We start from the raw sequence: 25,348 nt of genomic DNA, 5'->3' as shown, positions 1-25,348 counted from the left end.
AGGGTTTCAGTGATCCGGCGGTACGGATCAGGCGGCGCGGTTCTTCCGGCGCTGCGCCGCGGCCGCCCGCTCCTCGGGCGTCGGCACTCCGGGGCGGCCGCGCCGGGCCGGGGCCCCGCCGGCGCGCCGGGTGCCGCGCCCCATGAACGCGCCGCCGCCACCACGGCCGGAGCGCTCCTTGGGCGGGGCGGTGACGACGACCGGGACGCCGGAGGGCGTCTGCGCACCCGTGATCCGGCTCAGCTCGGCCTCGCCGGAGCGGACCTGGGTCACCTGCGGGGTGATCCCGGCGTCCGCCATCAGCCGGGTCATCTCCCGGCGCTGGTTCGGCAGCACCAGGGTGACGACACTGCCGGACTCCCCCGCCCGGGCGGTACGGCCACCGCGGTGCAGGTAGTCCTTGTGGTCGGTCGGCGGGTCCACGTTGACGACCAGGTCGAGGTTGTCGACGTGGATGCCGCGCGCCGCGACGTTGGTGGCGACCAGGACCGTGACGTGCCCGGTCTTGAACCGGTCCAGGGTGCGGGTGCGCTGCGGCTGGGACTTGCCGCCGTGCAGCGCCGCCGCCCGGACCCCGCTGTGCAGCAGGTGGTCGGTGAGCTTGTCCACCGCGTGCTTGGTGTCCAGGAACATGATCACGCGGCCGTCGCGGGCCGCGATCTCCGTCGTGGTGGCGTACTTGTCGGTGCCCTGGACGTACAGCACGTGGTGCTCCATCGTCGTGACCGCGCCGGCGGCCGGGTCGACGGAGTGCACGACCGGGTCCTTCAGGTACGTACGCACCAGCAGGTCGACGTTGCGGTCCAGGGTGGCCGAGAAGAGCATCCGCTGCCCGTCCGGGTTCACCTGGTCGAGCAGCTCGGTGACCTGCGGCATGAAGCCCATGTCGGCCATCTGGTCGGCCTCGTCGAGCACCGTGACGGTGACCCGGTCCAGCTTGCAGTCGCCGCGCTCGATGAGGTCCTTGAGGCGGCCGGGCGTGGCGACGACGACCTCGGCCCCGCCGCGCAGCGCGCTCGCCTGACGGCCGATGGACATGCCGCCGACCACGGTGGCGAGGCGCAGCCTCAGCGACCGGGCGTACGGGGTGAGCGCGTCGGTGACCTGCTGGGCCAGCTCCCGGGTGGGGACGAGGACCAGGGCGAGCGGGCGCTTGGCGTCGGCGCGGCGGCCGGCCGTGCGGGCCAGCAGCGCGAGGCCGAACGCGAGGGTCTTGCCGGATCCGGTGCGGCCGCGGCCCAGGACGTCCCGGCCGGCCAGCGAGTTCGGCAGGGTGGCCGCCTGGATCGGGAAGGGCACGGTCACGCCCTCGGCGGCCAGCGCCTCTTTCAGGGGTGCGGGCATCTCCAGCTCGCCGAAGGTCTCGACGGCGGGGAGGGCCGGGGTCAGCGTCACCGGCAGGGCGAACTCGCCCTTGGCGCCGGAGGCGGAACGACGGCCGTAGCCACCGGACCGGCCGGATCCGCCCGAGCCACCGGACCGGCGGGGGCCGCCGCCGAAGCCCGCGGCGCGGCGCTCACCGCCGCCACCGCCGGAGAAGCGGGGGGCGCCGCCGGAACGCGTCCGGGAGAACCGGTCGTTCGAGCGGGGGGTGCGTTCGCGATTCATGCAGAACCTTTCCTCGATGGGCACGTATCGAGGGATTCTTTTTCGGGAAGCGACCGTGAACGGCGCCCGGAATCGCAAGAACGAGCCGATGAAATGACAAAAGAAAACAGGGCGCGGGGCCCGGAAACGACAACGAGCCGGGGCCCGCACCCATGGTGCGGGCCCCAGCTGCGCCGTGCTGCCCGAGTGATCAGGCGGGGACGATGTTCTCGGCCTGCGGGCCCTTCTGGCCCTGCGTGACGTCGAAGCTCACCTTCTGGCCTTCCTGCAGCTCACGGAAGCCGCTGGAGGCGATGTTGCTGTAGTGGGCGAAGACGTCGGCGCCGCCGCCGTCCTGCTCGATGAAGCCGAAGCCCTTTTCCGAGTTGAACCACTTCACGGTGCCAGTAGCCATGTCATATCTCCTTCTTAGGGGCAGAGCCCGCGGGTCCACACTGTGCGGACCCCACGTCGCCGCGATGATTACCCCGTCCGGAAGAACACAAGAACACCGGAAAGACAAAAGTGCGCCCGCCGACATCCGGTCGGCAGGAGCACTTGAAGTTTTTTGGGAACCACAACTGCAACTGAGATCAACACTAGCACGATATCCAGGGAGAGGTAGTGCCTCATATAACCGGCCGTACGGGAACATAAAAAGCCTCATCGCACATTGCGCGAAATTCTGTGCTGCCGAATGCAGATATTCATCCGGAGTGGCCGCGCAGCTCCTCGTTGAGGCGCAGGGCCTCCTCCAGCTGGTCCTCCAGGATGACGATGCGGCAGGCCGCCTCGACGGGCGTGCCGCCGTCGACCAGCTCGCGGGCGCGGGCGGCGATGCGCAACTGGTAGCGGGAGTAGCGGCGATGGCCGCCCTCGGACCGCAGCGGGGTGATCAGACGGGCCTCGCCGATCGCCCGGAGGAACCCCGGCGTCGCACCGATCATCTCCGCGGCCCGCCCCATCGTGTAAGCGGGGTAATCGTCGTCGTCGAGCCGGTCGGTGGCGTGCGAGGGGGTCTTCGGGGGCATCTGCACCTCTTCCGTCACGCTCGCCCGGAGGAGCCGGGCGCCGTACGCCTGCGGGTTGCACCTCGGCCGCGTACCGCTGTTTCACGTGACTGCACAAGAAACCCTAATCGCCCCGCCAGGCCATGTCTATCGCGGCCGGAACAGATTCGGGTGCCCGCGAAGGGCAGGGCGGGTCTGCCCTTCGCGGCCCTTCCACGGATCACCGGCCGGCCACCGGGCGATGCCCGACCGTGCCCCCGGCCGATAGCGGCCGATCACTGACCGACCGGTCAGTTGTCGTCAGGAGTGCCGCGGGGCCATAATGCACGCGTAGCCCTTCACGCATCCCCCGTCGTGAAGGGCTACACCCCTGTCCGGGCGGCGCGGGCTCATTCACGGGCAAGGGACTCCCCTCGTGGTCCCCTGCCCGTGTTTTTTCGAGTTAACAGTGACGTAGAGTGTTTGCGCAAGCTCAGTTCCGACTCCGAGGTGATCGTGGAGGCCCGGATGGCCATGGACGACGGCGACGAACGCGGTCCGGAACCCGTCGGCGCCCCCGGCCCGGACGAGCTGCCCCACCTCGACTCGCTGCGGGAAAAGGTCGAGTACATGGTCGAGAAGACCTTCCCAGGCCGGAAGATCTCGGGCCGGGTCTTCGCCGAACTGGTCCGCGACCGCGGCGGCTCGCTGTCGCACAGCTACTTCTCCAACATCCTGGCCGGCAAGGTCACCCAGCCCTCCGAGGACATCCTCAAGGCCCTCGGGCTGGGGTTCGGCGTGGACTGGCGCTTCTTCAAGGAGGAGTCCGATGTCGTCGACGACGTCGTCGCCGGGCTCCAGTTCCTGGCCAAGCGGCGCACCGGGGAGATCAGCGGCGTGGCCGGCCGGGGCCTGGACGACGACGGTCTCCCCCCGGAACTGCTGCGGTTCGCCCTGTCCCTGCTGGAGGACGCCGCCCGGGAGAAGGACGGCCCCGGCGGCGGGGAAGCGGGCGGAGCGACGGGAGCGGTGGGAGAGATTCCGCGGTGAGGCCCCGCCCCGCGGGCCCGGCAGCGTAGCGTCTTCGTCATGTCCCTGCGGAAACTGCGGAAAGAGTGCGAGGCCGGGCTCGCCGACCTTCCCCTCCCGGTTCCCTTCACGCTGGACGGGCTCGTCGCGAACATGGAGGAGGCCGGCGGGCGCACGATCCGGCTGCACGAGATGCCGGACCGTCTCGCCCGCGTCAACACCGCCTGCGGGCTGCGCCTGAAGGCGGGCTCCACCAGCCTCGTCCTCTACCGCCGCAGGCCGACCGCGTACCAGACCCAGCACGTGATCCTGCACGAGCTGTGCCACGAGTGGTTCGACCACGGCACGACCCTCGACGCGGAGCGGCTGCGCACGCTCCTCCCGGTCTTCGACACCTCGCTGATCGCCCGGCTGATCTCCCCGGCCGCCGCCGAGTCCTTCGCCTCCGGCGGCGGCACCGTCCAGGCCCGCGCCCAGTACGACACCCATGACGAACGCATGGCCGAATTCGGTGCCTCCCTGATCCCCCGGATGGCGCGGGACCTCACCACCGATGACATGGTGGGGCGGCTGGACAACTCCCTGTCCCGCCCGGTGGCCCACCGGCGGCGCGGCCTCTTCCCCCGAAGACGGTCCGACGGCACCTGACACGTGCCACCGCTCTCCGCCCGCGGGCCTCACCCCGCCCCCCGATCCCGAACCCCGATCCGAGGACGAACACCGCCGTGACCCCCCTCGATCTCGCCGGCTACCTCATAGCGGGCCTGATGACGGCCGTTGCCCTGTGGCGAATGCCCGCTGCCCTGTGGGGCGACGAGGAGGACCGCAGACGCCGGGCGCTGTGGGGCTGCTACGCCGGATTCGCCATCGCCCTGTGGACGAAGACCGAGGCGGTCCGCATCGGTCTCAACAACAGCGCCGTCACCGACCTCGCCGTCCTCATCAAGCACTACACCGCCACGGTGGCAATTCTGGCCATCCTCAGCTACATCGTGGCCATCTACGGCAGCTACCCCGAAGAGGGCGCGGTCCCCCGCCACGTACGGTTCGCGCGGCTCGTCCAGAAGCTCGCGGCCAAGGCCTCCGTCGCCACGCTGATCCTGCTGACCGTCCTGTTCTTCACCGTCGTCGACCGCTCCGAGCCCTCGGACCGCTTCGTCTCCGACCACGCCGGGGAGTGGGGCGCCACGCTCTACATGAGCGTCTTCTACCTCTACCTCGGGGCCGCGTCCGCCGTGTGCGCCTTCCAGTGGGCGCTGGCCACCCTCGACGCCCGCCGCCGCCATCTGCGCATCGGGCTCGGCATGATGACGTTCGCGATGTTCATCGGCGTCGGCTACACCGTCAGCCGCACGCTCTTCCTGTGGATCAGCGTGGCCGACGAGCCGACCGAGGCGTTCGCCCTGCGCTTCGACCGGATCACCGAGGCCGCGCAGCTGGTGCTGTTCGCCTTCTTCGCCTTGGGCGCCTCCGTCCCGGCGTTCGCGGCCGGGGCGCGCCGGGCCAGGCTGTGGCGGGCCCAGGTCCGGCTGCACGCCCTCTGGTACGAGTTGATGACTGCGTTCCCGGAGCAGCCCTTCGACCCGCCCGCCTCGCTGGCCCGCGAGCTGACCCGGTTCAACGTCCCGGCCGACCTGCGGGTGGACCGCTGGGCCGCCGACATCGCGGACGCGGTGGAGAAGCTGCGCCACTACGCCCCCGACGGACTGCTCGCCGCCGCCGAACGGGCCGCCTCCGGCCCCCGGAGCCGGGAGGGCCTCACCGACGCGTACTGGATCGGGGCCGCCCTGCTCGCGAAGGCCTCCGGCGCCCCTGCCGGCCCCGCCTCGCCGGTCGCCGCCCAGCAGGCCACGGACCAGGACGGCGAGGTGGCCCGGCTGGTCCGGGTGGCCGCCGCGTACCGCACGCTCGACGAGGACCGCGCCCGCGCCGTGCTCGCCGCCGCCACGGCCGATCCGGCCGCCCCGACCCGTACGACGGAGAAGACCGCATGAGCACCACCGCCGACGACACCACGAGCACGGCCACGGCCACGGCCGACGCCGCTGCCACGGCATCGGCGGCCCGGACCGTCACCGACGTCCTCCAGCCGCGCAACGTCCTGCTGGCGGGCATGCTCGGCCTCGGCCTCGCGGCGGCGGGCGGCGACTGGACCGGGCTGCTCTGGGGCTTCCTCGGGGCGCTCTGCGCCGGGCTGATCCCGGCGGGGTACATCGAGTGGGAGCGCGGGCGCGGCACCTGGGGCGACCGCCATGTGGTGGACCGTACGAAGCGGGCGCCGATCTTCTTCGTGATCCTGGGCTCGATCGGCGCCGGTTCGGTGGTGATGGTGCTCGGGAACGCGCCGACCGGGATCCTCGTCGCGATGCTCGCGCTGTGGGTGATGACGATCGGCCTGCTGGCCGTCAACACGGTCTGGAAGATCTCGGTCGACTCGGCGGTGGCCTCGGCGGCCGTCTCGCTCCTCGCCGTCGTGCACTCCCCCTGGTGGACCGCCGCGTACGCGCTGACCGCGGCGGTCTGCTGGTCCCGGGTCGCCCTCGGCTACCACACCGTCGCCCAGACCCTGGCGGGCGCGGGCCTGGGGGCGGCGACGACGGTGGCGTACGTATGCGCCTGAGAGGGTTACCGGAGTGCGGCGTTGCCCGTGAGCACGACGGGCCCTGCGACGGTGTTGGCGGTGCAGCCCGGCCCGCCGATCCGTACGGGGCCGGTGCTGCGGCTCACCACGACGGGCCCGCCGAAGCGTGAACCGCACAGGTGGACCTCCGTCGCCCGGTCGGCGTGGACCGGGCCGTCCACCGTGGAGCCGGTGACGACGAGGGCGGCCCCCGGGCGGACGACGACGGGCCCGCGCTGGGCGGCCCGTTCCAGGCAGGTGACGCCGCCCGTCACGACCAGGGGTCCGTTGCGCGGCCCGGTGACCGTGGTGGTGCAGGCGGGCAGCGGCAGGACGCGGGCCTTGTAGGCGAGGGACTCGGCGAGCTTGCCCGGCTTGGGGTCGCTCAGCGGCCTGCCCAGCTTGGCGAACTCGCCGCCCGTCTCCTTCTTGCCGCCGTTCCACTCGTCGATCCGGCCGAGCTGGGCGGCGGTCTTCCCGTCGTCGACGACCGCGTCGGGGGCGAGCGCGGCCATCGACTTCGAGGCGCGCTTCACCAGGTCGAGGTACGGGCCCGGGGCGGTCAGGTCGTACGCGCCCGTGTCGTGCTCGCCGCGCAGCCACGCCCCCCAGGAGAACTCCAGGAACTCCGTAGCCCCGTCCGGGACTTCGTACCCGATGTTCCGGGTGAAGTAGACGAGGCTGCGGTACGGGTCGTCACGGAAGTGCGTGATGCCGAGCCGGTCCGGGAGCTGCTCCACACCGAGGGGCCGGTTGTTCTCGTCGCGCAGCCACACCTTCTTCTCGGCGGTCATCCGCTGCCAGAAGGCGGCCGGGGACAGCGCGCTGAAGTTGTCGGTGACGCGGAGCCGGATGCGCATCCGCGGGGAGCCGTCGGGGCCCTCCAGGAAGGACGTGAGCGTGTGGTGCCCGTCGGTGAGGTACGGCTTCCCGCCGGGACCGATCACGGCGGTCTTCATCGGGGCGACCGTCTCGGCGGTCTCCCGCCCGACGGGCACGGTGCAGGAGAAGCTCGCCGGGTCGTCCAGCCGGGCCCCGGGACCGGCCGAGGCCGCCTCCCCCTGGCCGTTGGTCTCGCACCAGTCGTCGAAGCGCTTGTTGGCGTCGCCCGCCGCCTCGTCGCGGTCGCCGCCGTACCGGCCGAGCTTGTAGAAGACCTGGTCGAAGCCGAGGACCGCCTGGGTGGGGCGCAGTTCGCCGAGCGTGACGTCGATCAGGTCACCCGGCTGCGCGCAGAGGCGCGGCAGCGGCCCGCCCCCGGTGCACGGGTCGGCCGCGGCCGCCCCGGTGCCCGCCCCGGCAACGACCGTGCCCGCGGCCAGCACCCCGGCCAGCAGCAGCGCTTGCGCTCTGTTCATGAACGTCCCCTCCCGCGAAATGGTCTTCCGCGGGGGACCATCGCAAGGCCCGGCGACCCCCGTGCGGACGTGATGTGAACGCGGGGCGGCGCCGGGGTGCCACGCCGGGACCCGCCGCGCTCGCGGGGCGGCGCTCCGGGACCGGCCCCGCGTTTGCGGGGGCGGCGGAGACCCGGTTACGTGGACGGGGAGGGCGCCCGCGAACGGGCGGGCCCCACCGGCTGGAGGTGTCCCCGATGGCGAAGAACCGTTCCGCGAGGCCCGCCAAGGGCCTGCGCGGCAGCAAGGCCGGGCTCGCCCTGAGCCTGGGCAGCAGCGCGCTCGCGGTCATCAGGGCGTCCAAGCAGGTCCGCCGGGCCAAGGGCACGCACGACAAGCTCAACACCGCCGACGCGGTGGCGGGGATGCTGCCGCTGATCACCTCGGCCGCCCTCGTCCTGCGGCAGCTGCGCGGCCGGAAGCGGGAGACCCCGGAGGCGGCCTGAGCGAGCCCTTCCTCGGTGACCCGCCCCGAAAGGCCTGGGCAGCTCGCCCGAAAGACCGGAAATCGCCCTGCTCCCGGCCACTGAACGGTGCCGGGCCGGGGTACGAAGGTGCCGTGCCGAACCCATTCGAGATCACCGCCGCCCGCGCCGAGGACATCGTGACGCTGGGCGCGTGGGCCCACGAGGAGGGCGGGAACCCCGGCCTGCATGACGGCGGGGTCTTCTTCGCGACCGACCCCGGCGGTTCCCTGTTCGGCCGGCTGGACGGCGAGCCGGTCACCGCCGTCTCCGTCGTCCGCTACGGCAGCGCGTACGGCTTCCTCGGCTTCTGTCTGACCCGCCCCCACCTGCGCGGACAGGGGTACGGGCTGCGGACCTGGCAGGCCGGCACGGCGCGCCTCGCCGGACGCGCGGAACTGGGCTGAACCCGGGGCCCGGGGAGAGGGAAACGGCGGCCGTCACTCCGCCGGTGTCGGCCGCACCACCGGCGGCCCCTCGCGGATCCGGGACGCGAGGACGGCGATGTCGTCCTCCGCGTCCTCGCCGAACCGGTCCAGAACCTGGTCCAGCAGGTCCTCCAGGCGTCCGCCCGGCGGCATGGTCAGCGAGGCGAGCCGCTGCACGGAGACGTCGATGTCCTCGCCCCGGCGCTCCACCAGACCGTCGGTGTACATGAACAGCACGGTCCCCGGGCCACAGGGCACGGACGCGGTCCGGTAGCCGCCGAACCCGGTGCCGAGCGGCGGCCCCACCGGCACCGGAACCACCCGGGCCCCGGCGGCGCCCGGGTCGATGAAGACCGGGGGCAGATGACCCGCGCTGGCCACCTCGCACACCCCGCCGAACCGGTCGACGACGGCGAGCAGACAGGTCGCCGCCCGGTCCAGACCCGACCGCTCCACCATGGTGTCGAGCTGCTCCAGGATCTCGTGCGGCGGGAGATCCTCCTGCGCCAGCAGCCGCAGGAGCGAGCGGTACTGGCTCATGGCGACGGCCGCCTCCACCCCGTGCCCCATCACGTCGCCCATCGCCTTCAGGTGCCGGCCGTCCTGGAGCGGTACGACGTCGAACCAGTCCCCGCCCACCAGGACGTCCTCGTCGGCGGGAAGGTAGCGGGTGGCGATCTCGACGTGCGGGCGGGGCCCCCAGGGCTCGGAGAGCAGGGAGCGCTGGAGTTCGCGGGCGATGCTGTGCTCGTGGTCGTAGCGGCGGGCGTGGTCGATGTCGACGCCCGCCCGGACGGCCAGTTCGCGGGCGACGGCCACGTCCTGGTCGCCGAAGGCGGGGGAACCCTCGGCCCGGACCAGGCTGAGCGTGCCGAGCGGCCGGCTCCGGGCGGTGAGCGGGACGACGAGCGCCTGGCGCAGCCCGAGGGCCCGGGAGGCGGCGATCCGGTCGGCCGTATGGGCGCTGCGCTCCCCGGCTCGGTCGTCCCAGTCGTCGATGACCGGCTCGTTCTGGGTCAGGCAGCGGGTCACCGCCGCGTCGGCGGCGAAGTCGATGTACTCGCCGGGGTGGCCGAAACGTTGCACCTGCTCGTTGAGGTCGCCGTCGCCCCGCAGCGCGGCCCGCCGCAGCCGTACGACACCGGGCTCCGGGCGGCGTACGGTGTGCCCCACATCGGCCGGGAAGACGTCGACCACCGCGACGTCGGCGAAGTCGGGCACCACGAAGTCGGCCAGCTCCCGGCAGGTGGTGTCCATGTCGAGCGTGGTGCCGATCCTGACGGCGGCGGTGGAGAGCAGGGCGACATGGCCGCGGGCCCGCTCCAGCTCCTCGCGCTGCCGGGCGATGTCGGTGATCTCGACGACGATCGCCATCAGCCCGCAGCCCTCCCCCTCCGCGTCGAGCCGGTGGTACGAGGCCCGCCAGAGCTGCTGCTCCTCCTCGGTCGGCGCCCAGGTCCGACCGCTGATCGTCACCTCTCGGGGCATGCCGTCGGTCAGCACCTCGCGCAGGGCGGTGGCCTGGCCGTGCAGCCCGGGCAGCACCTGGGAGAAGGTCCGCCCGATGTGGGAGCGGGCCGGGAGGCCGTTGAGCCGTTCGAGGGCGGGGTTGACGTAGGTGTAGCGGAGCTCGTGGTCGAGCACCGCGACGGCGGCCGGATTGCCGTCGAACAGGGCCGCGACCGTCCTGGGGTCGAAGAACGAGGGCATGCCGTCGTCGCACGTCTCGGCCTGCAAGACCATGCCTCCCGCCGCTCGTCGGCTCCCGAGCCTCCATCGTCGGTTGCCCGCTCCCGTACCGCATCCGCAGGACGGCAGGCGGGCGCATCCGGGTCAGTTCGCCCGGGAGCGCGCCCGGGCCCGGGACCGCCCGGGGTCCGGCCCCGGGCCGGGGCCCAGATCGATGTCCAGATCGAGGGTGCCCTCGTCGGCCGCGGCGGTGCGCGGCAGGGCGAGGGCCGCGCCGACGGGGCCCGGCAGACTGCCGGAACCCAGCAGTCCGATGACCAGCCCGGTGGTGAGCCGGTGCCAGGCGGTGGCCCGGCGGAGCATGGCGTGGTCGCCGCCCCGGACGGTGACCATGCACGTACGGGCTCCGGCGCGACGGGCCCGGGCGGTGAGGGACCGGGTGGCCCGGGGGCTGGTCAGCCGATCCCGGTCGCTGTGCACGAGGACGACGTCACGGCCCGCGAGCTGGGCGACCGGGTCCTGGGGCGGACACCAGGGAGCGAGCCCGACGACGGCGCGCACGAGGGGGTGCCCGGCGGCGCGAAGGGCGGCGCGCGCCCCCATGGAGTGGCCAAGGAGCACCACCGGCAGGTCGTCGCCCGCTTCCTCCCGCAGCGCGTCGAGGGCGGTCACGGCGTCGTGGAGCGGGTCCGCGCGGTCGCCGTTCCAGCCCCGGTGGGCGTACCGCACCGGCGTCACGCGCACGTTCCCGCCGGCGGCGCGGGCGGCCCGGTCGACGGCCCGGACGAAGGGGCGCATCCGGGTGCCGGGCAGATTGAGGAGCCCGGGCGGCGGGGGCTCCGTGCCGGTCTCGCGCCCTCCGTGCAGTACGAGAACCGCTGCCGACGGCGGTCGTGGGGCCACGCGTACCTCCAGGTCCGGGTCCGGGGCGCGGTGGCCCCTCTCCCCGTATTCGGCGCCGCGGCCGCTCCGGATGGGTGAAGTGCCGTCCACTGTACGGTCACGGCCACGGAACCATCCGTGCCGCCCGCGCCGTCCCCGTATCCGACATCGAAGGAGCCTCCCATGGCATCTGGCCCTCAACTCGACAGCGCAGCACCGGACTTCGCCCTCCCGGGCGGAGTCCTGTCCGCCTCGGGCGACACCTTCGAACGCTCCGAGTACCGGCTGTCGTCCGCCCGCGGCCGGTCCGTGGTCCTGGCGTTCTACCCGGGGGACAACACCACGGTCTGCACGAAACAGCTGTGCTCGTACTCCTCGGGCATGGAGGCCCTTGAGGACCTCGACGCCGACGTCTGGGGAATCAGTCCACAGGGTGTGGACAGCCACGAGTCGTTCGCCCGGGCCTTCGGTCTGCGGATGCCGTTGCTGGCCGACGAGGGCCGCGAGATCGCCAAGGCGTACGGAGTCTCCGCGCCGGGCATCGGAGTGCGACGCGCGGTCTTCCTCATCGGCCCGGACGGGGTCCTGCGCTGGAAGCACGTGGCGTTGCTCGGAGCGACCTTCCAGTCACTCGACACCCTCACGAACCGTCTTTCCGGCATCAAAGGCGCGTAAAGATTGCCGGAACCCGGCAGTGACCGATGCAGGTCGTGTATGGGATCATCCAGCCAGATCGACGAAAAACGCTCGGGGGAAGTCGACCATCAGGGGAGTGATCGCGTGACCTTCTTTCTCGGTCTCGGCATTGCGGGAGTCGTCCTGCTGGCCCTCTCCCTGATCTTCGACGGGGTCCTCGAAGGACTCTTCGACGGTGTGGTGGACGGCCTCTTCGACGGGCTGCTCTCGCTTCCGGTGATCGCCGGCTTCATCTCGATGCTCGGCTTCGGCGGAGCGATCGTGCTCGGCGCGACCAGCGCCGGAACGCTCGTGGCCACCGTGGTCGGCGTCGCCGCCGGCCTGGTGGCGGGCTGGCTGACCTGGAAACTCAGCAAGGCCCTGATGCGCGACCAGACGCACGCCACACCGCGCGACTCCGACCTGGTCGGCACCTCGGGTTCCGTGGTCACGGCCATTCCGGCCGAAGGCTACGGCGAGGTGCTGCTGCGCCTGGGCGGCCAGCCGGTGAAGTACGCGGCCAGATCGGCCACCCCCGTCGCGCGCGGGACCGAGATCTGGGTGGAAGAGGCGCTGTCGACCACATCGGTCGCGGTACGCCCCGTGGAGCGCTGACCACGCCCCACAGGCAAACCTGTCCCACCCGTCCGCCTGTCCGTCCGACTCCACCGCCCCGCACCGCGATCAACTCCACAGCACGGCCCGCTCCACAACGATCTGCCGTCCCCCAAGGGAGGCAGGGGGGACAAACCTCATGAGTCCAGTAGTCATCGCCGTCATCGGCATCGTCGTACTCCTCGTTCTGCTCGGCCTCGTCGTCATCACGCGCTACAAGGTGGCCGGCCCCAGCGAGGCGTTCATCATCACCGGCCGCCGCGGCAAGAAGTCGACGGACCCGGTCACCGGACGTATCAGCATCGACAACAGCGGCCAGAAGGTCGTCGTCGGTGGCGGCGTCTTCGTCGTGCCGTTCGTCCAGCAGAAGTTCACCCTGGACCTGTCCAGCCGGCACATCCCGGTCGCCGTGCGCGGCGCGGTGACACTGCGCGGCGTCAAGTCGAACCTCGAAGGCGTCGCGATCGTCAAGGTCGGCGGCAGCGAGGACGCGATCCGGGCCGCGGCCCAGCGCTTCCTCCAGCAGCAGGACGGCATCGTCGGCTTCACCCAGGAAGTGCTCTCCGGCGCGCTGCGCGCGATCGTCGGCCGCATGTCGGTCGAGGACATCATCCGGGACCGGGCCGCGTTCGCCGGCCAGGTCGCGGAGGAGGCCGAGGCCAGCCTCTCCGGCCAGGGCCTGATCCTGGACGCCTTCCAGATCCAGGACATCACCACCGAGGGCTCCTACCTGGAGGACCTCGGCCGCCCGGAGGCCGCCCGCGCCAAGCAGGAGGCGGACATCGCCGAGGCCATCGCGAAGCGGGCCTCGGAGCAGGCCCGGCTGAAGGCGGCCGAGGAGATCGCCATCGCCGAGCGGACGTACTACCTGAAGCAGGCCGAGATCAAGGCCGAGACGGAAGCCGCGGCCGCCAAGGCCAACGCGGCCGGCCCGCTCGCCGAAGCGGCCCGCCAGCAGGAAGTCCTCAGCGAGCAGGAGAAGGTCGCCGAGCGCCAGGCGGCCCTGACCGACCGCGAGCTGGACACGAAGGTCCGTAAGCCCGCCGACGCCGCCCGCTACCAGGCCGAGCAGGAGGCGGAGGCGCGCCGCATCGCCCTGGTCAAGGAGGCCGAGGCCGACGCGGAGCGCTCGCGCCTGACCGGTGAGGGCGAGAAGCTGCACCGTTCGGCCCTGGCCGACGCGGTCCGCATCGAGGGTGAGGCGGAGGCCGCGTCCATCGCCGCCAAGGGTGCGGCCGAGGCCGAGGCCATGCAGAAGAAGGCCGACGCGTTCGCGCAGTACGGCGACGCGGCCGTCCTCCAGATGCTGGTGGAGGTCCTCCCGAGCGTCGTGGCGAAGGCCTCGGAGCCGCTGAGCGCCATCGACAAGATGACGGTCATCTCCACGGACGGCGCGAGCCAGCTGGCCCGCACGGTCACCGACAACGTCTCGCAGGGCATGGAACTGCTCAGCTCGACGACGGGCGTGGACCTCGCGTCCCTCCTGGAGAACCTGAAGAACCGCACGACGACGGTCCCGGCCCCGACCACCACCCCGGACGCGTCCGCTTCCGCGGCGAACGGCGAGATCGAGATCAAGGGCTGACGCGAGCACGAAGCGCGCACCGGTGCCCGGGAGCCACACTGTGGCCCCCGGGCACACCCGTGTCCGCCGGAACTCTCCACTGCCGCCGCCGGCTCACGCCTCGGCGGCAGGCCTCATGCAGCGCAGGGTTCTCGCGCAGGTCATGGGCGACCATGACCTGCGCCAACCGCCCGGCCACGGCCACCACGTCGCCCCACCCCTCGACGCCCAGCGTCTCCGCGTCGGATCTCCCCGGGGCCTGAGCCTCGGCAACGGTCAGCGCACGGTCCGACTCAGAGCGCTGTCGGCCGATAGGCCAGTGCTCGCTCGACGATCTCTTCCGGGGTGGGCTCGAAGCTCGGAGGGGGCCAGTAGATGTAGTCGCTGATGTGCGGGCAGGCGAGGCCGCGTTCCAGGGCGTCGAGGATCTCGTCCGCCTCTGCCTCGCTGGTGTCGCCGGGGTCGTTCAGCAGGCGCCGCACCAACGACAGCGCCTCGCCGCGGCTCATCCTGCCGTTCGTCCCCGCGCTCGCGTCGCCTCGCATGCCGCCCTCCCCTGCCTCCGTCAGCACACGTGGCGGTCCCGCTCCGGGGAGTACAGATGGCTGTCCCGGAACTGCTCCGCGCCCAGCGTGCGGCCCACCATGATGACCGCCGTCCGGATCACTCCGGCCGCCTTCACCTGGCCGGCGATCGAGTCCAGGGTGCCGCGCAGGATGATCTCGTCCGGGCGGGACGCCATCGCCACCACCGCCGTCGGGCAGTCCCCCCCGTAGTGCGGGAGCAGTTCGTCGACCACGCGGTCCACGTACCGCGCCGCCAGGTGCAGCACGATCAGCGCGCCGCTGCGGCCCAGGGTCGCCAGGTCCTCGCCCTCCGGCATCGCCGTGGCGCGCTGGGCGACGCGGGTCAGGATCACCGTCTGGCCGACCGTCGGGACCGTCAGCTCGCGGTTCAGGGCGGCGGCGGCAGCGGCGAACGCGGGGACGCCGGGGACGACCTCGTACGGCACACCCGCCTCGTCCAGGCGCTTCATCTGTTCGTTCACCGCGCTGAACACCGACGGGTCCCCGAATGCAGCCGCGCCACGTCGTGGCCCTCCGCATGGGCCCGGACCAGCTCCTCCGTGATCCGGTCGATGTCGAGGTTCGCCGTGTCGATCAGGCGGGCGTCCTTCGGGCACTCGGCCAGCAGCTCCACCGGGACCAGGCTGCCCGCGTACAGGCAGACCGGGCTGGCGGCCAGGATCCGGGCGCCGCGCACCGTGATCAGGTCGGCGGCGCCGGGGCCCGCGCCGATGAAGTACACGGTCATCGTCTGTCTCCCATGTGCGAACTTACGTCTGAAGATGAGGGTTTGGTCACCGACCACTGCGTCACCGGCATCGCCTGCCGCCACCCCGTGAACCCGCCGACCGGTACGGCGTGCGCGACCGACAGCCGCACCAGCTCGCCGCCGTACGCCTTGTGCCGTTCGGCCAGCAGCGCCTCCGACTCCAGCGTCACCGTGTTCGCGACCAGCCGGCCCCCCGGCCGCAGCGCCTCCCAGCACGCGTCCAGCACGCCCGGCGCGGTCAGCCCGCCGCCGATGAACACCGCGTCGGGCGCGTCGAGTCCGGCCAGGGCCGCAGGCGCCGGTCCGGTGACGACCCGCAGGCCGGGGACGCCCAGGCGTTCCGCGTTACGGGTGATCCGCTCGGCCCGCACCGGGTCCCGCTCCACGCTCACCGCCCGGCAGGTCCGGTGGGCCCGCAGCCACTCGATCGCGATCGAGCCCGATCCGCCGCCCACGTCCCACAGCGACTCCCCCGGCGCGGGCGCCAGTGTGCCCAGGGTGGCGGCCCGGATGTGCCGCTTGGTGAGCTGGCCGTCGTGCTCGTACGCCTCGTCCGGCAGACCGGGCACCGTGCCGAGCCGTGGCGCCTCCGCCGATGCCCGGCACTCGACCGCGATGACGTTCAGCCGGTCCCCGGGCTCGTGCGCCCAGGCCTCCGCGACGCCCTCGACGTGCTCCTCGTCCTCACCGCCCAGCTGCTCCAGCACCCGCAGCCTGCTCGGGCCGAAGCCCCGGTCCGTCAGCAGCGCCGCCACCGTGGCCGGAGTGCTCGCGTCCGCGCTCAGCACGAGCAGCCGCCGGCCCTCGTACAGGGAGGCGGCCAGGCGCGCCGCCGGGCGGCCCACCAGCGTCACGACCTCCGTGTCCTCCAGCGGCCAGCCCAGGCGCGCGCAGGCGTACGAGACCGAGGACGGGTGCGGCAGCACGCGCAGCCCCTCCGGCCCCCGCTCCTCCGCGAGCGCCCGCCCGATCCCGTAGAACATCGGGTCTCCGCTCGCCAGCACCGCGATCCGGCGCTCCCCGTGCTCGGCGAGCAGCCGGGGTACGGCCGGCCGCAGCGGGGACGGCCAGGCCACCCGCGCCCCGGCGCACTCCGGCGGCAGCAGATCCAGCTGGCGCGCCCCTCCGATCAGCACCTCCGCCCCGCGCAGCGCCTCCCGCGCCGTGCCGGACAGCCCGGCCCAGCCGTCCGCGCCGATCCCCACGACGGCGACGGGGTACGGAAGCGGGGCCGGGGAGGGCGATGGGGGCACGGGCCGGGACCTCGTCATGTGGGAGGGGAAACGAAGGGCAACGAGTGGAAACGAAGCGCAGCCGAACTTTACTGAACGCCCCTTTCCACCCGCCCCGCCGGGTGAATCCGAGAAAACTTCGCGCGTGGTGTCGAGAAGCCGCCATCGGCCCCGACGTCCCCTGTGCAAGAGGAAGAACGACCACAGAGCAACCACGAACGATGACGAGCGACCAGGAGGCGACGGTCATGAAGTATCTGGTGATGGTCCAGGGCAGCCAGGCGGACTACAACGCGCAGAGCGGCACGGGAAGCGCCGACAGCCCGGCCTGGGACGAGAAGGCCATGCAGGAGATGTTCGCCTACATGGGCAGCATCAACGACGACCTCGCCGAGTCGGGCGAGCTGGTGACCGCGTACGGGCTCACGGAGCCCGCGCAGGGGCGGGCCGTCAGCGTCGACGCCGAGGGCCGGCCGGTGATCTCGGACGGGCCGTACAGCGAGACCAAGGAGCTGCTCGCCGGGTTCTGGATCCTCGACTGCGAGAGCCTGGAGAGGGTGACCGAGATCGCCGCCCGCGTGGCACGCTGTCCGCAGCCGGCCGGGGCGCCCGAATACCCGGTACTGATCCGGCCGGTGGGCGGCGGGATCGACGACTGACCGAACCGAAAGGTCCAGGTGGGCCGAGCGACGGACGACATCGAGGACCTGCTGCGCCGCCACGCGCCGCAGGTCCTCGGCGCGCTGGTACGCCGGTACGGGCACTTCGACCCGGCCGAGGACTCCGTCCAGGAGGCCCTGATCGCGGCCGCCGAACAGTGGCCCCGCGACGGGATCCCCGACAACCCGCGCGGCTGGCTCATCCGGGTCGCCTCGCGCCGCCTCACCGACCGGCTGCGCAGCAACGAGGCCCGGCGGCGCGAGGAGACGGCGGCGGCCCTCACCCCGGCCGACGCGTTCGTCGCCCCGCCGCCCGGGGAAGACCCCTCCGGAGCGGGACCCTCCGCCCTGGGCCGGGCCCCCTCCGAGGACGACACGCTCACCCTGCTCTTCCTCTGCTGCCACCCCGCGCTCTCCCCCGCCGCCCAGATCGCGCTGACGCTCCGCGCGGTCGGCGGCCTCACCACCGCGGAGATCGCCCGCGCCCACCTGGTGCCCGAGGCGACGATGGCGCAGCGGATCAGCCGGGCCAAGCGGGCGGTGCGCGGTACGCAGTTCCGGCAGCCGGACGCGCAGGACCGCGACCAACGCCTCGCCGCCGTGCTCCAGGTCCTCTACCTGATCTTCAACGAGGGCTACACCGCCACCGCGGGCCCCGACCTCCACCGCACGGACCTGGCCCGCGAGGCGATCCGCCTGACCCGCGCCGTCCGCCGGCTGCTCCCCCACGAGGGGCGGGTCACCGGGCTGCTCGCGCTGATGCTCCTCACCGAGGCACGCACCCCGGCGCGCACCGGCCCGGACGGCGAGCTCATCCCCCTCGACGAACAGGACCGGGCCCTCTGGGACCGTACGGCCATCGCCGAAGGCACCGCCCTGACCGAGGAGGCGCTCGCCCAGGGGCCGGCCGGCGACTACCAGCTCCAGGCCGCGATCGCCGCCCTGCACGACGAGGCGGCGGGCGCCGAGGACACCGACTGGCCGCAGATCCTCGCCCTGTACGACCTCCTCGTGCGGCGCACCCCCGACCCCGCCGCCGCACTGGGCCGGGCGGTCGCCGTGGCCATGGTGCACGGCCCCCGGGCGGGGCTGGCCGAGGTCGACGCGCTCGCGGAGGCGGCGGGGACAGCAGGTGCGGCAGGTACGGCCGGGCAGCGGAGTTACCGGCTCGACGCCGTACGCGGCCACCTCCTGGAACGGGCCGGGGAGCCCGACGCCGCCCGTACCGCCTACCGCGCGGCCGCCGATGCCACCCTCAGCGAACCCGAGGCCCGCTACCTGCGCCGACGCGCGGACCGGCTGGAGGGATAAGGGGAGGGACGGGGGTACTCCCTTCGGCCGACAGGGAAGAGGCCATCGGCGCAGCCCCGGTCGCCGCCGCCCGCCGCGCTCGCGATGATCGGCAGCATGACCACGAGCGGCAACGGCAGCACCGGCGGCAAGGGCAAGGGCAGGACCAAGGGGACGGAGACGGGCGCGGGCCCGGCCGTCACCCTGCACATCGCCCAGAACCCGGAGGCGGACGAGCTCCTGGGCCGCAGCCCGCTGGCCGCCCTGGTCGGCATGCTGCTGGACCAGCAGGTCCCGATGGAGTGGGCGTTCACGGGTCCGTACACCCTCGCGGACCGCATGGGCTCCGACGACCTGGACGCGGGACGGATCGCCGCCTACGACCCGGACGCCTTCACCGAACTGTTCACCACCAAACCCGCCCTGCACCGCTACCCCGGCTCGATGGCGAAGCGAGTGCAACAGCTGTGCCAGTACCTGGTCGCGGAGTACGACGGCGACGCGAGCGCGGTGTGGCGGGACGCCGCGACCGGCGACGACCTGCTGGAACGCCTCAAGGCCCTGCCCGGCTTCGGCGCCCAGAAGGCCCAGATCTTCCTGGCGCTGCTCGGCAAGCAGTTGGGCGTACGTCCACCGGGCTGGCGGGAGGCGGCGGGCCCGTACGGAGAGGCCGGATCGCATCGGTCGGTCGCCGACATCACGGGCCCGGAGTCGCTGGTCGAGGTGCGCGCGTACAAACAGGAGGCCAAGGCGGCGGTCAAGGCCGCCAAGGCGGCGAAGAAGCCCGGGACGTCACGGAAGAAGTAGGTCGTCACGAGCGAAGCAGGTCGTCACGAGCGAAGCAGGTCGTCACGGGAGAAGGAACACGGCAGCAGACGTCTCCCCGGGGCCGGGGCGGAAGTGACATGCCCATGCACTGGAACAGGCCGACACCCCCACCCCACCGATCGGAATCAGCCACACCGGTTCACAGGCGTCACCTCACTCGCTAGCTTTCGCAGCACATTCGTTCAGCCGTTCAGCCGTTCAGTCACCGAGCCGTTCGACGTACCGGCGGCTCGGGGCACCAACCGTTCAGACCGGAAGGACTCCTGTGCACGCAACACGTCGCAGAGCCATGGCTGTCGTGGCCGCCACCGCCCTGGCCACACCGCTCCTCCTGGCCGCGTCCCCGCACCCCGGACGCCCCGCGCCGCACGACCCCGGGAAGGAAGCGGCCAAGCTGTCGCGGGAGTTGGTGAGGACCGCGTCCGCACGCGACGCCTACAAACACCTCCAGCAGTTCCAGGCGATAGCCGACTCCGCCGACGGCCACCGGGCCGCCGGCTCGCTCGGTCACGACGCCTCGGCCGCGTACGTCTACCGGCAGCTCCAGCGCGCCGGGTACAAGGTCTCGTACGAGAACTTCCGCTTCACCTACACGGAGACGCTGGCCGAAAAGCTCGCCGTGGTGTCGCCGACGCCCCGCGACGTGACGATCAAGGCCATGACGTACACGCCGTCGACGAAGGAAGGCGGCCTGACGGCACGGCTCGTCGCCGTACCCGTCGACGGGACGACCGGCTGCGAGGCCGCCGACTACGCCGCCGCGGACTTCACCGGCGCGATCGCGCTGATCAAGCGCGGCGGCTGCTCCTTCGCCGAGAAGTCCGCGGCCGCGGCCACCGCGGGAGCGGCCGGAGCGGCCGTCTACAACAACGTCGAGGGCGCGCTGTCCGGCACGCTCGGCGAGGTCGCCCCCGGGAGGATCCCGACCGGCGGGCTCACCCAGGAGGAGGGCGAGAAGCTCGTCGCCGACCTCGCGGCCGGCGAGGTCACGGTCTCCTTCGAGATCCGTGAGCTCCAGGAGGACCGCCCCACCCGCAACGTCATCGCCGAGACGCCCGGCGGCAACGCGGCAAAGACCGTGATGCTCGGCGCCCACCTCGACTCGGTCACCGAGGGCCCCGGCATCAACGACAACGGCTCGGGCTCCGCCGGCCTGCTCGACGTGGCGCTGAAGCTGGCGAAGTCGAAGAGCAAGCCGGCCAACAAGGTGCGGTTCGCCTGGTGGTCGGCCGAGGAGAACGGCCTGATCGGCTCGGAGAAGTACGTCGCGGCGCTCACCGAGAAGCAGCGCGAGCAGATCAGGCTCTACCTGAACTTCGACATGATCGCCTCGCCGAACGGCGTCCAGTTCGTCTTCGACGGCGACGACTCGGACGGGGTCGGCGAGGGCCCGGGCCCGGAGGGCTCGGCCCAACTGGAGCGGGACATCAACGAGTTCCTGGACGGCAAGGGCAAGCCGCACGAGGGCACGGACTTCACCGGCCGCTCTGACTACGGCCCGTTCATCGAGGTCGGCATCCCCTCCGGTGGTACGGACACCGGCGCGGAGGGCATCAAGACGGCGGCCCAGGCCGAGGTGTTCGGCGGCGAGGAGGGGATCGCGTACGACCCCTGCTACCACTCGGCCTGCGACGACCTGGACAACATCGACATGGGTCACTTCGACACCAACATCGACGTGATCGCCAACGCCGTCGGGACGTACGCGCACGACCTGCGCTCGCTGACCCGCCCGGTCGACCCCGACACCGGCACCGGGACGCCCGGCAGCGGAGGCAGCGGGGGCGGCCTGCGCGAGGGCCACGGCCGCGTGACGGAGTAGCGGCCGACTGACGACCGGCTCAAGGGCTCCGACACCGGAGCCGGAGCCCTTGAGCGCGGAGCCCCTCAGCGCGGATCCCTCAGCAGCGCGGGCCGAAGCGGCACCGACGGAACCAGGCGATCGGAAGCGGTACGGGGAGGCTCCTGCCCCGGTATCCCGCCCTATCCAGCCCTATACGCCCTTTGCACCGGCCCAGCGGTGAGCTTCCGTGGCTGCGCCCGGTGGCTCTTGACCGGTAGGCTTTCCGTGTGATCTTCAAGCGCATCGGAAATGGGAAGCCGTACCCCGACCACGGCCGGGAATCCACCCGCCAGTGGGCGGATGTCGCGCCGCGTCCGGTTCGCCTGGACCAGCTCGTCACCACCAAGGGCCAGCTGGACCTGGAGACCCTCCTCGCCGAGGACTCCACGTTCTACGGGGACCTGTTCGCGCACGTCGTGAAATGGCAGGGCGACCTCTACCTGGAGGACGGTCTGCACCGGGCGGTCCGCGCCGCGCTCCAGCAGCGCCAGGTCCTGCACGCGCGCGTCCTCGACCTGGGCTGACACGCTCCGAGGCCGACGGCCCTCCGCCGCGGGCACCACGCACCCCCTGGGGTTCACGCACTCCGAGGCGCCCCCCCCGAAACCCTGATTCGGGCTTTCGGGTGCATTCACGCTCATCCGGGTGCCATACGTTGATCATTTAGTACGCATCATCACCGGGTCGCACTACGCTGCCTCCATGAGCATGCTCACTCCCCCCGGCATGGGCGGAAAGTACCGCATCACGGGCGACACCTATCCCCGAATGCGCCGCCCCCGGCACCGCCGCAGGCTGGTCCTCGCGGGCATCGGAGCCGTCGTCGTCCTCGGCCTCGTCGGCTGGGGCACTCTGCAGCTCATCGAGGTGTTCACCGGCGGCGACAAGAGCGCCAGCGCGGCCGACCGCAAGCGGGACTGCCCCACCGCGAAGCCGTCCGTGGCCCCCGTCAAGGCGCTGCCGAAACCGGCCTCGATCAAGGTGAACGTCTACAACGCGACGACGCGCACCGGACTGGCCAAGGCCGCCGCCGAGGAGCTCAAGAAGCGCGGTTTCACCATCGGCGAGGTGGGCAACGCGTCGAAGGAGTACGACAAGAAGGTGCCGGGCGCGGGCGTGCTGCTCGGTGCACCGACCGCGAAGAACGGCAGCTTCACGGTGCTCGGCACCCAGCTGGCGGGCACGGTGCAGAAGACGGACACCCGGAAGACGGGCGAGGTCGACCTGATCCTCGGGGCGAAGTTCAAGGCCTTCAGCACGCCGAAGGAGGCCACGGCGGCGATGACGGCCCTGACGAAACCGGCCCCGGCACCGTCCCCCTCCTGCTGACGGGGCGCATCCCGGCGCACACGCAAGCGCCCCGCTCCGGCGCGTACGTACGAGGCCGCGAGGCCGTACGTACGCGCCGGAGCGGGGCGCAGAGTCGTCAAAGGAAAGGGCGTCCGAGTCCTACTCGGCCGTCCCGTACATCCGGTCGCCCGCGTCGCCGAGGCCCGGCACGATGTAGCCGTGTTCGTTGAGCCGCTCGTCGACGGAGGCGGTGACGACGGTGACCGGGGTCCCGGCCAGCTCGCGCTCCATCACCTCGACGCCCTCGGGCGCCGCGAGGAGGACGACGGCGGTGACATCGTCGGCGCCGCGCTTGATCAGCTCCTGGATGGCCGCGACGAGGGTGCCGCCGGTGGCCAGCATCGGGTCGAGGACGTAGACCTGGCGGCCGGAGAGGTCCTCGGGCATCCGGGTCGCGTACGTCTCCGCCTGGAGGGTCTCCTCGTTGCGGATCATGCCGAGGAAGCCCACTTCGGCGGTCGGCAGCAGCCGGACCATGCCGTCGAGCATGCCCAGACCGGCCCGCAGGATCGGGACGACCAGGGGCCGGGGGTGCGAGAGCTTCACGCCGGTCGTGGGCGTCACCGGGGTCTCGATGTCGACCTGCTCGGTACGCACATCCCGAGTGGCCTCGTAGGCGAGGAGGGTGACCAGCTCGTCGGCGAGCCGCCGGAAGGTCGGGGAGTCGGTGCGCTTGTCGCGCAGCGTGGTGAGTTTGTGCGCCACCAGCGGGTGGTCGACGACGTGGATCCGCATGCGTCAACAGTAACCGCGCCGCCCGGCACTCTGCGCTGGCATCAACCACCTGTTCGGGGGGAAGGTGGGGGCATACGGACCCAGCACTGGGGTGGTGTGTCGATGGCTGACGGGGATCTGCGGGACAACCCGGCCCCGCGCGGACCGCGCGAGGGGCGCGACGCCGAGGGCGTGACGGGCGGGACGGGTGATGTCGAGGACGCGCAGGAGAGTGACGCGGCCCGCCGCCGCCGGCGCGCCCAGTTCCTCCGCGAGCTCCATGAGGCCAAACAGCTGCGGGACCGCGTGCAGCCACGCCGGGCACGGGCCGCCCGAATGCGCCAACAAATGCGGATGCGCACGTTCCGCTGGTGATCGGCGGAACGGCGACGGACAGATCATCCACCGACTCCCCTGGCGAAGTTGCTCGCGAAATCGCTGGTGAAAGCCGGGCGATCTCCGGGCGAGCCCTCCGAGTACCACCGGCGCACTCCCCTCCCGATCGGCGCGTCAGGGTGAGGGCCGACCAGGCACTCCTGGAACTGATGGCCGACGCAACGGTCGAAGAGGTCTCGCGCAGCGCTTGTTTCTGCCACGATGCCGATTGGGCGGGGCCCAGGACGGACGGATCACCGTTCGCCCTCCCGTCGGACCGATTCGCCTATGACCAGTGGGAGAGTCACGGTGTACTTCGCCGCACTGCTCGCGCGCACCGAAGACGGGTGGGAAGCGAGCGATACGGAGCTCGACGATGTGGAGACCCTGTCCGATCTGACGGACCTGGCCCGGGAGGCCTCGGTGGACGAGGACACGGTCCTGGTCTACATCGAGCAGGAGGACGCCTGGTTCGGCGTCGTCCGGGTGGACGGTGAGGAGGACCCCCGAATCTACGTATCGGACGCGTCCGCCGCCGCCCGCTCCTCCTACGGGGAGATCCTGCTCACCGACGAAATGCTCGGCCGCGAACCAGGGGCCGAGGACGAGATCGCCGCTCTGGAGGAGCTCGTCGACCTCGACGGCACGGAGGACGGCGAACCGCAGCGGACCGCCCCCGCGGCCGACGCGGACGACGACGCCCCCGACCCGGACGCCGTCCCGGCGGGCCCGATCGGCGAACTCGGGGTCCTGGCCGACCTCGGGATGTCCGAGAAGGAGCTGCTGACCCTGCAGACCGACGCACTCTCCGAGATCGCCGAGGCCGTGGGAGCGGCGGAGGTCCTGGAGTCGGTCCGCTGAGGGGGCACACGGGCCGCTGAGGCCCCGCACCCCCACCCACCGTCCACCTCTCCCACCACCCGCCCCACCCCACCCCGTCCGCTAGGGTCCGCGAGTGACCGCACGACCGCCGGACCCCTCACCCGACCCCACCTCCGTGCCCGCCCCGGATCCCGATCCCGTACGCGATCCCTGGCGGGCCCCGATGCGCCGCGCGCTGGCCGAGGCCGCGCGGGCGGCGTCGGCCGGCGATGTGCCGGTCGGCGCCGTCGTGCTCGGCCCCGACGGTACGGAGCTGGCGACCGGCCACAACGAACGCGAGGCCACCGGCGACCCGACGGCCCACGCCGAGGTCCTGGCCCTGCGCCGGGCGGCCCGGGCCCACGGCGAATGGCGCCTGACCGACTGCACCCTGGTGGTCACCCTGGAACCCTGCACGATGTGCGCGGGCGCCTTGGTCCAGTCCCGCGTCGCCCGCGTCGTCTACGGCGCCCGGGACGAGAAGGCCGGCGCGGCGGGCTCCCTCTGGGACGTGATCCGCGACCGCCGTCTGAACCACCGCCCGGAGGTCGTCGCGGGCGTCCTGGAGCGGGAGTGCGCGGAACAGCTGACGACGTTCTTCCGCTCCCTCTGACCAGGTGGAACGGGGCTCCGGAGAACCGATTTCTGTCCACGGCCCGGGATGGTCTAAGCTCTCTCTCGGTAGCGTGTCCGAGCGGCCGAAGGAGCTCGCCTCGAAAGCGAGTGTGGCGTAACCCGTCACCGTGGGTTCAAATCCCACCGCTACCGCTGGTAGAAGGGGCGACCGACTGATCTCAGTCGGTCGCCCCTTCTGGTGTTCGTCTCAGTTTCCGTCTCAGTTGATCCGCTAGCGACCCCCGCAGGACTCCGCCGCCATCATCTGATGTCACCGATGCGCCGCATTTGGCGATCCGCCCTCCTA

General features: G+C 72.2%; 26 protein-coding genes, 1 tRNA gene and 2 pseudogenes. 19 read left to right on the top strand and 10 right to left on the bottom strand.

Features of this window, described 5'->3' with window-relative positions:
* Window positions 1-27: 27 nt before the first annotated feature.
* The 3 genes from CCZ36_RS18045 to CCZ36_RS18035 form a co-directional block, all read right to left on the bottom strand.
* On the bottom strand, window positions 28-1,608 hold the full coding sequence (locus tag CCZ36_RS18045) for a DEAD/DEAH box helicase (protein ID WP_069737669.1): 1,581 nt from the start codon (window positions 1,606-1,608) through the stop codon (window positions 28-30).
* 190 nt (window positions 1,609-1,798) lie between these two features.
* On the bottom strand, window positions 1,799-2,002 hold the full coding sequence (locus tag CCZ36_RS18040; RefSeq protein ID WP_006126182.1) for a cold-shock protein: 204 nt from the start codon (window positions 2,000-2,002) through the stop codon (window positions 1,799-1,801).
* A gap of 292 nt (window positions 2,003-2,294) precedes the next feature.
* Window positions 2,295-2,618 carry a MerR family transcriptional regulator gene (locus CCZ36_RS18035; RefSeq protein WP_069737670.1) on the bottom strand — a complete coding sequence of 108 codons (324 nt, stop codon included), beginning with the start codon at window positions 2,616-2,618 and terminating at the stop codon, window positions 2,295-2,297.
* Window positions 2,619-3,059: 441 nt separating this feature from the next.
* Between CCZ36_RS18035 and CCZ36_RS18030 the strand changes: the two genes are divergently transcribed.
* From CCZ36_RS18030 to CCZ36_RS18015, 4 genes are all read left to right on the top strand, one after another.
* A complete protein-coding gene (locus CCZ36_RS18030) occupies window positions 3,060-3,626 on the top strand; it encodes a hypothetical protein (RefSeq protein ID WP_237302687.1) in 567 nt (188 codons plus the stop codon).
* 39 nt (window positions 3,627-3,665) lie between these two features.
* Window positions 3,666-4,253 (top strand): toxin, encoded by a 588-nt coding sequence (locus CCZ36_RS18025; protein ID WP_069737671.1) that lies wholly within the window; start codon window positions 3,666-3,668, stop codon window positions 4,251-4,253.
* A 77-nt stretch (window positions 4,254-4,330) separates the two neighbouring features.
* Window positions 4,331-5,599, top strand: a complete 1,269-nt coding sequence (locus CCZ36_RS18020) for an MAB_1171c family putative transporter (RefSeq protein ID WP_069737672.1) — start codon at window positions 4,331-4,333, stop codon at window positions 5,597-5,599.
* Window positions 5,596-6,225: a hypothetical protein gene (locus tag CCZ36_RS18015; RefSeq protein WP_128818112.1), complete on the top strand. Its 630-nt coding sequence runs from the start codon at window positions 5,596-5,598 to the stop codon at window positions 6,223-6,225. Before CCZ36_RS18020 ends, CCZ36_RS18015 begins: the two co-directional genes overlap by 4 nt.
* A 5-nt stretch (window positions 6,226-6,230) precedes the next feature.
* Here the strand turns inward: CCZ36_RS18015 and CCZ36_RS18010 are convergent, their stop codons facing one another.
* Window positions 6,231-7,583 (bottom strand): ParB/Srx family N-terminal domain-containing protein, encoded by a 1,353-nt coding sequence (locus tag CCZ36_RS18010; protein WP_128818111.1) that lies wholly within the window; start codon window positions 7,581-7,583, stop codon window positions 6,231-6,233.
* A gap of 236 nt (window positions 7,584-7,819) precedes the next feature.
* On the opposite strand from CCZ36_RS18010, the gene CCZ36_RS18005 reads away from it, so the two are divergent.
* Window positions 7,820-8,068, top strand: a complete 249-nt coding sequence (locus CCZ36_RS18005; RefSeq protein WP_069737675.1) for a hypothetical protein — start codon at window positions 7,820-7,822, stop codon at window positions 8,066-8,068.
* Window positions 8,069-8,181: 113 nt separating this feature from the next.
* Window positions 8,182-8,478 (top strand): annotated as a pseudogene (locus CCZ36_RS18000) (GNAT family N-acetyltransferase); the annotation flags it as partial.
* 48 nt (window positions 8,479-8,526) lie between these two features.
* On the opposite strand, the gene CCZ36_RS17995 reads toward CCZ36_RS18000, so the two are convergent.
* Window positions 8,527-10,257: a SpoIIE family protein phosphatase gene (locus tag CCZ36_RS17995; RefSeq protein WP_206515743.1), complete on the bottom strand. Its 1,731-nt coding sequence runs from the start codon at window positions 10,255-10,257 to the stop codon at window positions 8,527-8,529.
* 90 nt (window positions 10,258-10,347) lie between these two features.
* The gene (locus CCZ36_RS17990; protein WP_128818110.1) at window positions 10,348-11,106 is read right to left on the bottom strand and encodes an alpha/beta fold hydrolase; all 759 of its coding nucleotides are present in this window, start codon (window positions 11,104-11,106) and stop codon (window positions 10,348-10,350) included.
* Between the two features lie 162 nt (window positions 11,107-11,268).
* Here CCZ36_RS17990 and CCZ36_RS17985 point away from each other — a divergent pair, with 162 nt between their 5' ends.
* The 3 genes from CCZ36_RS17985 to CCZ36_RS17975 all read left to right on the top strand — a co-directional run bounded on the left by CCZ36_RS17985 (window position 11,269) and on the right by CCZ36_RS17975 (window position 13,960).
* Window positions 11,269-11,760 (top strand): peroxiredoxin, encoded by a 492-nt coding sequence (locus tag CCZ36_RS17985; protein WP_128818109.1) that lies wholly within the window; start codon window positions 11,269-11,271, stop codon window positions 11,758-11,760.
* 105 nt (window positions 11,761-11,865) lie between these two features.
* The gene (locus CCZ36_RS17980) at window positions 11,866-12,375 is read left to right on the top strand and encodes a hypothetical protein (protein ID WP_128818108.1); all 510 of its coding nucleotides are present in this window, start codon (window positions 11,866-11,868) and stop codon (window positions 12,373-12,375) included.
* A 139-nt stretch (window positions 12,376-12,514) separates the two neighbouring features.
* A complete protein-coding gene (locus tag CCZ36_RS17975) occupies window positions 12,515-13,960 on the top strand; it encodes an SPFH domain-containing protein (protein WP_069740733.1) in 1,446 nt (481 codons plus the stop codon).
* Between the two features lie 272 nt (window positions 13,961-14,232).
* Here the strand turns inward: CCZ36_RS17975 and CCZ36_RS17965 are convergent, their stop codons facing one another.
* The 3 genes and pseudogenes from CCZ36_RS17965 to CCZ36_RS17955 all read right to left on the bottom strand — a co-directional run bounded on the left by CCZ36_RS17965 (window position 14,233) and on the right by CCZ36_RS17955 (window position 16,545).
* Entirely contained in the window at window positions 14,233-14,484 is a 252-nt protein-coding gene (locus CCZ36_RS17965; protein ID WP_141746003.1) for a bacteriocin immunity protein, read from the bottom strand.
* A 20-nt stretch (window positions 14,485-14,504) separates the two neighbouring features.
* Window positions 14,505-15,253: pseudogene (gene cobM / locus CCZ36_RS17960) on the bottom strand (precorrin-4 C(11)-methyltransferase).
* Complete coding sequence (locus tag CCZ36_RS17955) at window positions 15,250-16,545, bottom strand: bifunctional cobalt-precorrin-7 (C(5))-methyltransferase/cobalt-precorrin-6B (C(15))-methyltransferase (RefSeq protein WP_069737681.1); 1,296 nt, start codon at window positions 16,543-16,545, stop codon at window positions 15,250-15,252. The pseudogene cobM and the gene CCZ36_RS17955 overlap by 4 nt, the downstream one beginning before the upstream one ends.
* 209 nt (window positions 16,546-16,754) lie before the next feature.
* Here CCZ36_RS17955 and CCZ36_RS17950 point away from each other — a divergent pair, with 209 nt between their 5' ends.
* The 6 genes from CCZ36_RS17950 to CCZ36_RS17925 all read left to right on the top strand — a co-directional run bounded on the left by CCZ36_RS17950 (window position 16,755) and on the right by CCZ36_RS17925 (window position 22,455).
* Window positions 16,755-17,165: a YciI family protein gene (locus CCZ36_RS17950; RefSeq protein WP_069737726.1), complete on the top strand. Its 411-nt coding sequence runs from the start codon at window positions 16,755-16,757 to the stop codon at window positions 17,163-17,165.
* Between the two features lie 18 nt (window positions 17,166-17,183).
* Window positions 17,184-18,476: an RNA polymerase sigma factor gene (locus CCZ36_RS17945; protein WP_069737682.1), complete on the top strand. Its 1,293-nt coding sequence runs from the start codon at window positions 17,184-17,186 to the stop codon at window positions 18,474-18,476.
* 96 nt (window positions 18,477-18,572) lie between these two features.
* Entirely contained in the window at window positions 18,573-19,262 is a 690-nt protein-coding gene (locus tag CCZ36_RS17940) for an HhH-GPD-type base excision DNA repair protein (protein WP_069737683.1), read from the top strand.
* Between the two features lie 310 nt (window positions 19,263-19,572).
* On the top strand, window positions 19,573-21,105 hold the full coding sequence (locus tag CCZ36_RS17935; RefSeq protein WP_069737684.1) for a M28 family metallopeptidase: 1,533 nt from the start codon (window positions 19,573-19,575) through the stop codon (window positions 21,103-21,105).
* 248 nt (window positions 21,106-21,353) lie between these two features.
* The gene (locus tag CCZ36_RS17930; protein ID WP_003967677.1) at window positions 21,354-21,650 is read left to right on the top strand and encodes a type II toxin-antitoxin system VapB family antitoxin; all 297 of its coding nucleotides are present in this window, start codon (window positions 21,354-21,356) and stop codon (window positions 21,648-21,650) included.
* A gap of 202 nt (window positions 21,651-21,852) precedes the next feature.
* Window positions 21,853-22,455 carry a LytR C-terminal domain-containing protein gene (locus tag CCZ36_RS17925; RefSeq protein ID WP_079149578.1) on the top strand — a complete coding sequence of 201 codons (603 nt, stop codon included), beginning with the start codon at window positions 21,853-21,855 and terminating at the stop codon, window positions 22,453-22,455.
* Between the two features lie 120 nt (window positions 22,456-22,575).
* Here the strand turns inward: CCZ36_RS17925 and upp are convergent, their stop codons facing one another.
* Window positions 22,576-23,211, bottom strand: coding sequence for a uracil phosphoribosyltransferase (upp, locus tag CCZ36_RS17920; RefSeq protein ID WP_010063062.1), 636 nt, complete (start codon window positions 23,209-23,211; stop codon window positions 22,576-22,578).
* Between the two features lie 102 nt (window positions 23,212-23,313).
* Between upp and CCZ36_RS17915 the strand changes: the two genes are divergently transcribed.
* The 4 genes from CCZ36_RS17915 (at window position 23,314) to CCZ36_RS17900 (ending at window position 25,194) form a co-directional block, all read left to right on the top strand.
* Entirely contained in the window at window positions 23,314-23,565 is a 252-nt protein-coding gene (locus CCZ36_RS17915; protein ID WP_128818107.1) for a hypothetical protein, read from the top strand.
* Window positions 23,566-23,874: 309 nt separating this feature from the next.
* The gene (locus CCZ36_RS17910) at window positions 23,875-24,426 is read left to right on the top strand and encodes a tRNA adenosine deaminase-associated protein (protein ID WP_069737686.1); all 552 of its coding nucleotides are present in this window, start codon (window positions 23,875-23,877) and stop codon (window positions 24,424-24,426) included.
* Between the two features lie 184 nt (window positions 24,427-24,610).
* On the top strand, window positions 24,611-25,039 hold the full coding sequence (gene tadA / locus CCZ36_RS17905; RefSeq protein WP_069737687.1) for a tRNA adenosine(34) deaminase TadA: 429 nt from the start codon (window positions 24,611-24,613) through the stop codon (window positions 25,037-25,039).
* A gap of 67 nt (window positions 25,040-25,106) precedes the next feature.
* Window positions 25,107-25,194, top strand: a tRNA-Ser gene (locus tag CCZ36_RS17900).
* Window positions 25,195-25,348: the final 154 nt, after the last annotated feature.

The sequence above is a fragment of the Streptomyces sp. S063 genome, assembly GCF_002832675.1.
In the GTDB taxonomy this organism is placed as follows: Bacteria; Actinomycetota; Actinomycetes; order Streptomycetales; family Streptomycetaceae; genus Streptomyces; species Streptomyces sindenensis.
The sequence above is the reverse complement of the archived record's forward strand: the minus strand, read 5'-3'. Positions and strand labels throughout refer to the sequence as shown.